This window comes from Desulfovibrio legallii (assembly GCF_900102485.1).
GTDB lineage: Bacteria > Desulfobacterota > Desulfovibrionia > Desulfovibrionales > Desulfovibrionaceae > Desulfovibrio > Desulfovibrio legallii_A.
On record NZ_FNBX01000029.1, the window covers coordinates 1 to 10,532 of the forward strand.

General features: G+C 65.6%; 10 protein-coding genes and 1 pseudogene. 7 read left to right on the plus strand and 4 right to left on the minus strand.

Annotated features, from left to right (window positions below):
- The 3 genes from BLS55_RS11600 to BLS55_RS11610 all read right to left on the minus strand — a co-directional run.
- Positions 1-206: transposase (locus tag BLS55_RS11600; protein ID WP_143339571.1), on the minus strand; the 206-nt coding region annotated here is incomplete at its 3' end.
- A gap of 84 nt (positions 207-290) precedes the next feature.
- Positions 291-2,654, minus strand: a complete 2,364-nt coding sequence (locus tag BLS55_RS11605; protein ID WP_092155382.1) for an STT3 domain-containing protein — start codon at positions 2,652-2,654, stop codon at positions 291-293.
- Positions 2,655-2,674: 20 nt separating this feature from the next.
- Complete coding sequence (locus tag BLS55_RS11610; protein WP_092155384.1) at positions 2,675-3,328, minus strand: 16S rRNA (guanine(527)-N(7))-methyltransferase RsmG; 654 nt, start codon at positions 3,326-3,328, stop codon at positions 2,675-2,677.
- A 139-nt stretch (positions 3,329-3,467) separates the two neighbouring features.
- On the opposite strand from BLS55_RS11610, the gene BLS55_RS11615 reads away from it, so the two are divergent.
- The 5 genes from BLS55_RS11615 (at position 3,468) to ruvC (ending at position 8,544) form a co-directional block, all read left to right on the plus strand.
- Positions 3,468-4,409 (plus strand): ACP S-malonyltransferase, encoded by a 942-nt coding sequence (locus BLS55_RS11615; protein ID WP_092155386.1) that lies wholly within the window; start codon positions 3,468-3,470, stop codon positions 4,407-4,409.
- A 58-nt stretch (positions 4,410-4,467) separates the two neighbouring features.
- Positions 4,468-6,123, plus strand: a complete 1,656-nt coding sequence (argS, locus tag BLS55_RS11620) for an arginine--tRNA ligase (RefSeq protein WP_092155387.1) — start codon at positions 4,468-4,470, stop codon at positions 6,121-6,123.
- Positions 6,124-6,209: 86 nt separating this feature from the next.
- Positions 6,210-7,169: an SPOR domain-containing protein gene (locus BLS55_RS11625; protein ID WP_092155389.1), complete on the plus strand. Its 960-nt coding sequence runs from the start codon at positions 6,210-6,212 to the stop codon at positions 7,167-7,169.
- A 15-nt stretch (positions 7,170-7,184) separates the two neighbouring features.
- On the plus strand, positions 7,185-7,985 hold the full coding sequence (locus BLS55_RS11630) for an MlaE family ABC transporter permease (RefSeq protein ID WP_092155391.1): 801 nt from the start codon (positions 7,185-7,187) through the stop codon (positions 7,983-7,985).
- Positions 7,986-7,992: 7 nt separating this feature from the next.
- Positions 7,993-8,544 carry a crossover junction endodeoxyribonuclease RuvC gene (gene ruvC / locus BLS55_RS11635; protein WP_257243245.1) on the plus strand — a complete coding sequence of 184 codons (552 nt, stop codon included), beginning with the start codon at positions 7,993-7,995 and terminating at the stop codon, positions 8,542-8,544.
- 45 nt (positions 8,545-8,589) lie between these two features.
- Here the strand turns inward: ruvC and BLS55_RS11640 are convergent, their stop codons facing one another.
- Entirely contained in the window at positions 8,590-9,063 is a 474-nt protein-coding gene (locus BLS55_RS11640; protein ID WP_092155395.1) for a 23S rRNA (pseudouridine(1915)-N(3))-methyltransferase RlmH, read from the minus strand.
- On the opposite strand from BLS55_RS11640, the gene BLS55_RS11645 reads away from it, so the two are divergent.
- Positions 9,062-9,730, plus strand: a complete 669-nt coding sequence (locus tag BLS55_RS11645; RefSeq protein ID WP_092155397.1) for an L-threonylcarbamoyladenylate synthase — start codon at positions 9,062-9,064, stop codon at positions 9,728-9,730. The genes BLS55_RS11640 and BLS55_RS11645 overlap by 2 nt on opposite strands.
- Before the next feature lie 535 nt (positions 9,731-10,265).
- A pseudogene (locus BLS55_RS11650) lies at positions 10,266-10,526 on the plus strand (transposase); the annotation flags it as partial.
- Positions 10,527-10,532 lie beyond the last annotated feature (6 nt).

A 10,532-nucleotide genomic window follows, 5' to 3' on the forward strand; every position in this document is an offset into this window, starting at 1 on the left:
ATCTTTTTCAGGCGGGCATTTTCCTTCTCCAGCTCTTTCATCCGAGCCATGAGCGAAACATCCATGCCGCCATATTTTGCCCGCCATTTATAAAACGTGGCGCTGCTTATGCCGTGTTCGCGGCAAAGCTCGGTCACGGGGATCCCATTCTCGGCCTGCCTCAAAATTCCCAAAATCTGGCTGTCGGAAAATCTGGACGCTTTCATGTAAAATCTCCGTTCGGGTCAGTATCGGAAATTCTACCCATAAACGCTACTTCTTTTTGGGAGGATTACCCACAGCACTTCCCCTTACAGCACTTCGTAGATGCGGGCGAAGACGTTATCGTAGACCAGCTTAAAATAGGGGGAAAAACGCGGATTGTGCGCGTCGCCCATAAGCAGCTGGACCATGAGGGAATTGTAGAGGCGCGCGTCCACGGCCAGCTTTTCGCCGGTAACGCGGTTGAAGAGAAAGTTGACGTTGCGCCGTCCGGCGAGAAAAGCGTTCTGCTCCTCCTGCGTGGCCTTGGGATGGGCGGCGAACCACTCCTGCACATAGTCCCGGCGGCTCACGCCCGTTTCCTCAAAAACGCTGATGGAGGCGGCATAAATGGCGCTGGTGCTGCCCTCCAGGCGCACTTCGCCCGAGTCCAGCTTATAGGCCAGGGCCTGGGGCACAATGGAAAGCGCCCCGCCCTCGCCGCTGCGGGTGACAAAGTTCCAGCTGCCAAAATTGCTGATCCAGAAGCCCAGGCGCAGCATCTCGAAGCTCACCACCAGAAAGACCCGCCCCTGGGCCGCGATAAGCGGCGTTTCCGGCGAGCGCAGCTTGTCCATCAGGGCTTGCGCTTCCCGGCCATCCAGGCCTTCGAAAACCTTGCCCGGCTCGTTGCCGCACTGGGCCGTATAGCGGATGAGCTGTCGGGCGAAGCGCGGGTTATCCGTGGCAAAGACCGCGGCCGGCAGGTAAAGGGAGGGCCCGGCGTGCTCCGCGCCGTCGGCGATGGTGGGGCGGCGGGCAAAATGGTGGGCTGCGTAGCCCCAGTCCCACCACAGCCAGAGCATGGAATTTTCCGGCGTCATGGTGCGGGCGCGGGTCAGGGCGTCGGCATGCCGACGGTTGATCATGGGGCCCTGCGACATGGCGGGAATCATGTCCACAAACGGGGCCACCAAAAGGGCCAGCAGCACGCCGGAGGTCAAAAGCCCGGCCACGCTGCCGCGCAGTCTGGCCCGCAGCAGCCGCTGCCAGAGCCAGAACAGGGGCAAGGTCAGGCCCACGGCCGCCACGGGCGCGCCGAACATGACCATGCGCCCGCCCAGTTTGGTGCTCAGCAGGGCCAGCGCCGCCAGGGGCAGCAGAAAAAGCGCCCCCGGCCGGCGGACAGCCACCAGGATAAAACCCAGCAGGCCCGCCACGGCGGCCTCCATCCAGGGGTGGAAGTAAGGAAACAGCTCGGCCAGGCTCAGATCCTGCACCTCAATAATGGACTGGGCCACCGAGGGATAGACCAGCACCGCGCCCTCGCCCGTGCTCTTCACGTCGCCCGCGTGTTTGAGGTAGGCGTTGGCCTGGTTGACGATGGTGGTCAGGATGTCCCCCTGCAGCATAAGCGCGGCCGTCCCCAGCCAGAGCAGAGCCAGCGCCCAGGGGCGGCAGAGCAGCCGCAGCAACCGGTGGCCCGGCCGCGTCCCGGCCGTGAGCAGCGCCAAGCTGCAAAGCAGGCCCGCGGGCCCGGCCAGGGTGGGCAGGGCGTAGGCCAGGCTGCCCAGCAGCAGAAGCCCGCGTCGGCCGCGCGGGGCCATAACCAGGCTCATGAAGGCCAGCAGGCCCACATTGTAGCGGATGAGGTAGGGAAAGACCGAATGCCACTCCTGCGTCCACCATGAGACCACGCCGGAACAGCTCAGCAGGACCACCCACTGCCAGCGCAAGGGGTTGCCCAAATGCTCCTCCCGCGTCAGCAAAGCGGCCAAAGGCGGCGGCGCGTTGCGCCGGAACAGGTGGCGCAGGCGCAGCTGCCCGGCCCCCAGAGCCAGACGGCGCAGCACCATGCCCGGCAGGAGCATGTAGCGCATGGCCCAGCTGGCCGGGGCCAGGGTCATGAGCAGCGGGAAAAACAGCGTTACCAGGTCCGTATCGTAATAGCCCAGCATGGTGCGGGCCAGAAAGCCCGGGGCCAGAGTGGTGAGCACCCCGGCCGCCACGCCTGCCTCCAGGCTGCCCAGGGCCCAGACCCAGGCAAAGACGATGACGGCTACCAGACTGGCCAGCACCGGGGGAAACCAGAAGGCCACTGCCGCTGGATAGGTGTGCAGCAGATCAGCCAGAACCTTAAGCATGACGGCCATGGGGTGTCCCACGGCCCGGCCGAAGCCCTCGGCCCCGGCCACCCAGTGGTAGGCGTCGTGGGTGGCCAGCAGCCACTCCTGGCCCAGGCGGTATTCAGGGTTCTGCCAGCAGGGCCATTCCAGCATGCGCAGCCCGAAGGCCAGGGCCAGAGTGACCAGCCCCCAGAACAGCCCCCTGAGCCAGAAACGCGGCAGGGAGACCGCCGGGGGCGGCGTTACCGTCACCTCAAGGCCCGCCGCGGCCGAGGACGCGGAACGGCTGTCGTCCGCAGGCTGCGGCAGCACGGACGGAGCGTTGGCCGGTTGCGCCAATGGGTCCATAGGCGGGCTCCCGTGGTTGTTCAGGCCGCTGCGTCAGGGCTGAGCGCCCAAAGCCAGCGGCCGTGGCCCGCCGCCGTGTAGGACTGCTGGTCCACGCAGCGCCAGGGCGCGGGCAGGCGGGCAGGCGCGGGCTCCAGGGCCAGGCAAACCAGCAGGCCCTGCGGCCGCAGCCGGTCGCGCACCAGGTCCAGCAGTTCCCGCCAGGGCATGAAGGCCCGGCTTACAATGCAGTCCGCCGGGCAGCACTGACCCTGAAAAAAGTGCTCCACCGCGCCGCGAAAAACGTGCGTGCCGGGCAGGTCCAGGCGGGCCAGGGCATTGGAGAGAAAGATGGCGCGTTTTTCGCGCACTTCCACCATATAGTAGGCCCCGTCGGGCCAGATCAGCCGCAAGGGCACCCCCGGCAGGCCCGCGCCCGCGCCCAGATCCCAGGTCAAGGGGGCCGCGGGCAGGGGCAGCCGCCGCAAAAAAGGCCCCAGGTGCAGGCTGTCCACCACCAGGCGGTTAAAAATCTCCCGCCAGGCGTGCGGCCCCACCAGGTTCATAGCCCGATTCCAGCGGGCCAGCAATTCCAGATATACCGCCAAAGGTTCCACCGCCGCCGGGGGCAGCGCCACGCCAGCGTCCGTCGCCAGGCGGGCCAGCGCCGCCCTGTCTACCGTTTCCTGCTGCATGATTCCGTATCCTTGTTCTCCGCACCGACGTCGCGGCCGGCCATTACCCATATCCTCGGCGGACGGGACTTGCAAGCCCCGCGCCGATAACGTAGAAAAAAGGGCTTGCGCGCACACGCGCGCAGAGGGAGGATTTCGCATGACCCAGCCCATTCTGCTTTTCCCCGGTCAAGGGGCGCAACTGCCCGGCATGGGGCGCGACTTGGCCGACGCCGACGCTGAAGCCATGGATCTCTGGAAACAGGCCGAACGCTGCAGCGGGCTGCCCCTGCGCGAAATATACTGGGAAGGCGACGAGGCCGCCATGAGCGATACCCGCGCCCTGCAGCCCGCCCTCACCGTGGTGGGGCTGAACCTCTGGCGGGCCGTGTCCGGCCGGGTGCGCCCCTGCGGGGCCGCGGGCCACAGCCTGGGCGAATACAACGCCCTGGCCGCCGCAGATGTGCTCAGCCCCCAGAGCGTGCTGGAAATCACCGCCCTGCGCGGCCGCCTTATGGCCGAAGCCGATCCTCAGGGTCTGGGCGGCATGGCCGCCATCCTCAAGCTGGAGCAGCCACAGGTGGAGGCGCTGGTGGAGGAAACCCTGGCCGACGCCGCAGGCCCCCTGCGCATTGCCAACTACAATACCCCCACCCAGTTCGTGATCAGCGGGGCCAAAGAGGCCGTGGCGCTGGCCTGCCGAAAGGCCAAGGAGCATAAAGGCCGCGGCCTGGAGCTCAAGGTCAGCGGGGCCTTCCACAGCCCCCTGCTGGCCGAGGCCAACCGGGAATTGGGCGCGCAGCTGCGCAAGGCCGTGTGGCGCAAGCCCCGCTTCCCCGTGTACAGCAACGTTACGGGCAAGGCCGTGCGCGATGGCGAAAGCGCGCGGGAGACCATGCTGGAGCAGATGACGTCTGCCGTGCTCTGGATGGACGCCGTCCGCAGCCAGTACGCCGACGGCGCGCGCCGCTGGCTGGAGCTGGGCCCCAAAGCCCTGCTGGGCAAGATGGTGGCCCCCTGCTTCAGCAGCCTGGCCGATCCCGCCACGTTACGCATTGATCTGGTCTGCGACGGCGAAAGCGCCGCCGCCCTGGAAAACTGACCCGCGGCGGCTTTGCCCCGCGTTCCCCACGCAAGACAGCAGAAGGACACCCATTTTTATGCGCGCCACAGAAACCCTGCGCACGGCCCTTGCGGCCATTCTTGAAGAGGAAGGCCTGCCCTGGCCTGCCAAAACCGTTATTGAACCACCGCGCGACGCCAAACACGGCGATCTTTCCACCAATCTGGCCCTGCTTCTGGCCAAAGAGGCCAAAACCAGTCCGCGTGAGCTGGCCCAGCGCCTGGCCGCCCGCCTGCCGGAGCGCTGCCAGGATGTGGCCGCCGCGGAAGCCGCGGGCCCCGGCTTCTGCAACGTGACCTTCAGCCCGGACTACTGGCGCGGGGTGATCCCCGCCGTGGAGGCCGCAGGCCCGGCCTATGGCACGAGCGCGGCGGGCGACGGCCGCAAGGTGCTGCTGGAATACGTCTCCGCCAACCCCACAGGCCCGCTGCATGTAGGCCACGGCCGCGGGGCCGCCGTGGGCGACAGCCTGGCCCGGCTTCTGCGCCGGGCGGGCTACGCCGTGGATACGGAATACTACATCAACGACGCGGGCCGCCAGATGCGCCTGCTGGGCCTTTCCGTCTGGCTGCGGGCGCAGGAGCTGGCGGGCCGCCCTGTCACCTGGCCGGAAGAATACTACAGGGGCGACTACATCATCGACATCGCCCGCGAGATGCTCGCCGCGGACCCCTCCCTGGCGGACCTGCCCGATGCGCAGGGCCAGGACGTCTGCTACGAGAAGGCCATGACGGACATCCTCAACGGCATCAAGGCGGACCTGCGGGAGTTCCGGGTGGAGCACCAGCACTGGTTCTCCGAAAAAACCCTGGTGGAGGGCGGGGCCGTGGCCGCCGCCTTTGACGCTCTGACCCGCGCGGGCTATACCTACGAACAGGACGGGGCCTTCTGGTTCGCCACGCAGAAGCTGGGGGACGACAAAGACCGCGTGCTGCGCAAGTCTGACGGCAGCCTCACCTATTTTGCCTCCGACATCGCCTACCACCACGATAAATACGCCCGCGGCTACCAGTGGTGCATCGACGTCTGGGGCGCGGACCACCACGGCTATGTGCCGCGTATGCGCGCCGCCGTTGCGGCCATGGGGCGGCCGCAGGAAGATTTCGACGTGGTGCTCATCCAGCTGGTCAACCTGCTGCGGGACGGCAAGCCCGTGAGCATGTCCACCCGCGCCGGCACCTTTGAGACCCTGGCGGACGTGATCAAAGAAGTGGGCGTGGATGCGGCGCGCTTTATGTTCCTTTCCCGCAAGAGCGACAGCCCCCTGGATTTTGATCTGGATCTGGTCAAGCAGCGCAGCCTGGACAACCCCGTGTATTATGTACAGTATGCCCACGCGCGCATCTGCGCCGTGCTGCGCCGCGCCGGGGAACGGGGGGCGACCCTGCCCGCCGCCGTGGCCGCGGCGGATCTGGCCCCGCTGGACACCCCGGAAGACCTGGCCCTGCTGCGCAAGGCCGCCGGGTTTGAAGACATGATTGCGGCGGCGGCCCGCAACCTGGGCGTGCACCATGTGAGCCACTACCTCACGGAGCTGGCGGGCCTGCTGCACAGCTACTACGCCAAACACCAGGTGCTGCTGCCCGACGACGCGCCCCGCACCCTGGCCCGCCTGGCCCTGCTGCGCGCCGTGGCGCAGGTGCTGCGCAACGGCCTGGACGTGCTGGGCGTGAGCGCGCCGGAAAGCATGTAGGCCCGCCGGGGCAACAATGCCGCGCAACCCGCCGCCGGAACCGCGCGCCGGGCGGCGCAGCTGACAAACATTTTTTCAGGAGACGCATGGCCGGTCCAGTACGCAAACCCAGAGTCCGCGCCGCGGGCGGCGCGCCGGAAAAAGAGCGCCGCTTCGCCCTGCGCCTGTCCCTGCCTGTGGCGGGCCTGCTGGCCGCCGTGCTGGTGGTGGCCGTGGGCTGGTCCTTCTTTATGGGATATATGGTAGGACGCGGCCAGAACCCGGAACAGCGCGTGGAGCAGCTCACCGGGCTGGGCGGCGCGCCGGCTGCGCCTGCGGCGAGCGCAGCCCAGCCCAATGCGCCCAGAAAGGACAAAGCCCTGGCGGACAAGACGCCCGCCCCTGAGGCCGCAGCGCCGGACCCGGCCGTTGCGGGCCCCGCCCCGGCCGCCGCGCAATCCGCAGCCGGAAGCGCCCCAGGTGACGGTAAAAAAGCGGACAGCGCAACGGCAGCCAAGTCCAAAGGCCAGCCCCCCGCCCCGCAGCCCCAGGGCCCGCAATCCCAGGGCCCGCAACCCCAGGGCCCGCAATCCCAGGGCCCGCAACCCCAGGGCCCACAACCCCAGGGCAAGAACGCCTATCCCTTTGCCCGGCCCAGCGGCGGCGGCCTGGCGGCCTGGGGCATCAAACCGGAGCAGGAAGCCCCCCTGCAGGCCGCAGGGCCAGAGCAGCCAGCGGGGCAACCCGAAGGGCAGGCCCGGACAAAGGCAACGCAGACCGCGCAGCCCCGTGCCCAGGCCGCCCAGCCCCTTTACGATTTTGTCTTCCAGACGGCGGCCTTCAACAACGCGGACGATGCGGACAAGCTGCGCTCGCGCCTGGAAGGCCAGGGCCTGCGCACCCGGCTGCAAAAAAAGGGCAGCCTGCATCTGGTGCTGGTCAATCTGCGCGGCACGGATCTGGACGCCGCCAACCTGCGGGAAGAACTCCAGCGCATGCGCCTGGGCGCGCCGCTGCTCAAGTCCAAAAAGGCCGTTGCGGGCAAAAGCCGCAAGACAGGCCGCTGATCGAGGTAACGCATCATGACGGCCCTCTCCCCCACTGTCCCTTTGCGCGCCCTGGGCCGCGCCACCCTGCGCGGCCTGCAGGCTCTGGGCGGCACGGCCCTGTTCCTGCTGGAAGGGATCGCCCAGATATTCGCCAGCCGCAAGATTCTGCCGCGCACCCTGCAGCAAATCTACGTCATCGGCTCCAAATCCTTGTTCCTCATCCTGCTCATCGGCATTTTTTGCGGCATGGTGCTGGGGCTGCAGGGCTACTACACCCTGGTGCAGTTCGGATCCGTGGCCATGTTGGGCTCGGCCGTTTCCCTGACCCTCATCCGCGAGCTGGGGCCCGTGCTCACGGCCATCATGCTCACCGGCCGGGCAGGATCCTCCATGACGGCGGAAATCGGCGTCATGCGCATTTCGGATCAGATCGACGCCCTGGACGTCATGGACATCAACTCCATGGGCTATCTGGTCAGCCCGCGCCTGCTGGCCTCGCTTATCTCTTTCCCTCTGCTCACGGCCGTCTTTGACGTCATCGGCATCCTGGGCGGCTACCTTACGGGCGTACTCATGCTGGGCATCAACGAGGGCACCTATTTTTACCGCATGGCCTTTTCCGTCACAGCCACGGACGTTAACGGCGGCTTTCTCAAATCCGTCGTCTTCGGCCTGCTGGTGGCCACCACCTGCTGCCGTCAGGGCTACTACGCCAACAAACGGCGCGACAGCATGGGGCCGGAAGCCGTGGGCAATGCCACCACCTCCGCAGTGGTCAGCTCCTGCGTGCTCATTCTGGCGGCGGACTACGTCATCACCTCCTTCCTGCTCTGAGGCGCACGTGCAGCCCGCAACGGTCACCGGCCCCGTCACGGTTATCGGCATTGACCCCGGCTCCCAGCGCACGGGCTGGGGCGTGGTCCGCGAAGTTTCCGGCGTGCTGCGCCTGGTGGACTGCGGCGTGGTGCGCACCGCCGCCGCGGGCGGGGAATTCTGCGACCGGCTAGCGAAAATATATCGGGATCTTGACGGCATCCTCACGCGGCTGCAACCGCAGGAGGCCGCCATTGAACAGGTTTTTACCGCCAAAAACGCCGCTAGCGCACTGAAACTGGGGCAGGCCAGGGGCGTGGCCGTGGCGGCCTGCGCAGCCCACGGCCTCGCCATCCGGGACTACGAGCCCACCTTAGTCAAAAAATCCCTGGTGGGCACAGGCCGGGCGGAAAAAGAGCAGGTGGCCTTTATGGTGCGGCAGCTGCTCAACGTCCGGGAGGCCGAGACCCCCTGGGCCCTGGACACCTCCGACGCCCTGGCCGTGGCCCTTTGCCACCTGACCATGCGCCGCTTCGCCGCCCGCGTGGCGCAGGGAAAAATCGGGAGCGGACGCGGCTAGCCAGCCGCCGCCTTTGCCGTCGCAGGGCTTCTGCCCCTGCCCCGCTCAGTGGTGGTACGGCACCTTGCGCAAAATGCACTCGGCGCGGTAAAGTTGTTCCAGCAAGACCACCCTGGCCAGTTCGTGGGGCAAGGTCAGATCCGACAAGCGGAGTATGCGGCAGGCTCGATCGCGTACCGTGGGGTCCAGCCCCCAAGCTCCGCCCACCACAAAGCAAGGGCGTCCCCGCGCCTCTATATCCATGCTCCGCAACAGTTCCGCCCACTGCGGCGAGGTCAGCCGATCCCCCCGCTCGTCCAGCACAAGCGGAAGATCCTGGGGTTCCAGAGCCTCCAGCAGTCGGCGGCCCTCCTGGGCGTTCCGCTGCTCCGGCGGCAGATCGCCGGAACCGTCGCGCACCTCGGTACAGTCCAGACGCCGCCAGCGGGCAATGCGCGCCGTATAGTGGGCGGCGGCGTCTTTCCAGAAATTCGTCTTGACCTTGCCCACAAAGACGCAGCGTAAAGGTTTTCCCGACATGACGCTCCAACATGGTTATGTAAATTCCGACGTGACGGCGGCGGCCCTCTGCCTGCGCGACGGCGGCGTACTCATATACCCCACCGAAACGTTTTTTGCCCTGGGCTGTCTGGCTGATCAGGCTGCAGCCGTGAACCAGCTCTACCAGATGAAAGGACGCCCCGTCCACAAACCCTTGCCCCTGCTGGCCGCCGATAGCTCCCAGGTGGACCGGGCGGCCCTGCTGACTGCCCTGCCCGCAGGGCTGGCGGCCTTCTGGCCCGGCCCGCTCACCGTGCTTCTGCCCGCCCGCCCCGGCCTGCCCAGGCTGTTGGTCAACCCGCAAGGGCAAGTGGCCATCCGCGTGACGCCGCACCCCCTGGCGGCGGCCCTGGCCCGGGAGGCTGGCGGCCCCTTGACGGCCACCAGCGCCAACCTCAGCGGCGGCACCCCTGCCCGAAACGCGGAAGATCTGGATCCCCGTCTGCTGGCGGCCCTGGGCGGGCTGACCATCCACGGCCGCGCGGGACGGATTTTGCGCGGCGGACCGGCCCCGGGGGGCGGGCTGCCCTCTACCGTGGTAGAGCCCCTTTCCACGGGCAATGGCCGCGACCTGCGCCTGATCCGCCCCGGCATGGTGACGGCGGCGGCGCTCACTGCCGCGGGCTTCAACGTGCTGACAGCTTGAACGCGAGCAAAAGCGGCCGCCAAAGGCGGCCGCAGTCAACAGAGGCGGGCTCACTTCTTCAGACCAGCTGTCCCCCAATTGGCCCCAAAAATCAAATTCCCGGATCTGTCGTTTTGACGAATCCGGGAATTTTATTGCTATTCCGGAGCGGGACTTGACTGTATTATATAACTAATTTGAATTAAACAATATTTTAAATTATACAATTCTAGTTGCTCCCTTTTTTATTCGGTACGGTGCTGTAGCGCTATAGCTTGCATAATCCGCACACTGGGCACCTCTGCCCCCCAACATTTTAGGAATATAGTGGTTTCTAGTGGTTGTGGTTATTTTTTAAAAATAGATACCAAAAAATCAATAATGTATACTAGAAAGCCTGAAAATCCAACTGTTCTATAGAATTTAACCCATTCATCTGATCCAAAAAATTCATCAATTTTTTTACATACAAAGCCTAATAGTACGGGTAATCCCCCCAAAAAGAAGTAGCGTTTATGGGTAGAATTTCCGATACTGACCCGAACGGAGATTTTACATGAAAGCGTCCAGATTTTCCGACAGCCAGATTTTGGGAATTTTGAGGCAGGCCGAGAATGGGATCCCCGTGACCGAGCTTTGCCGCGAACACGGCATAAGCAGCGCCACATTTTATAAATGGCGGGCAAAATATGGCGGCATGGATGTTTCGCTCATGGCTCGGATGAAAGAGCTGGAGAAGGAAAATGCCCGCCTGAAAAAGATGTATGCCGAAACGCAACTCAAATATGAAGTTATCCAGGAAGCCCTCACAAAAAAATGGTAA

Excerpts from the sequence above, each read along its gene's own strand:
- BLS55_RS11610 (WP_092155384.1), bottom strand. The coding sequence starts at position 3,328 with ATGCAGCAGGAAACGGTAGACAGGGCGGCGCTGGCCCGCCTGGCGACG.
- argS (WP_092155387.1), top strand. The coding sequence starts at position 4,468 with ATGCGCGCCACAGAAACCCTGCGCACGGCCCTTGCGGCCATTCTTGAA.
- BLS55_RS11630 (WP_092155391.1), top strand. The coding sequence starts at position 7,185 with ATGACGGCCCTCTCCCCCACTGTCCCTTTGCGCGCCCTGGGCCGCGCC.
- BLS55_RS11640 (WP_092155395.1), bottom strand. The coding sequence starts at position 9,063 with ATGTCGGGAAAACCTTTACGCTGCGTCTTTGTGGGCAAGGTCAAGACG.
- BLS55_RS11605 (WP_092155382.1), bottom strand. The coding sequence starts at position 2,654 with ATGGACCCATTGGCGCAACCGGCCAACGCTCCGTCCGTGCTGCCGCAG.
- BLS55_RS11615 (WP_092155386.1), top strand. The coding sequence starts at position 3,468 with ATGACCCAGCCCATTCTGCTTTTCCCCGGTCAAGGGGCGCAACTGCCC.
- BLS55_RS11625 (WP_092155389.1), top strand. The coding sequence starts at position 6,210 with ATGGCCGGTCCAGTACGCAAACCCAGAGTCCGCGCCGCGGGCGGCGCG.
- BLS55_RS11645 (WP_092155397.1), top strand. The coding sequence starts at position 9,062 with ATGACGCTCCAACATGGTTATGTAAATTCCGACGTGACGGCGGCGGCC.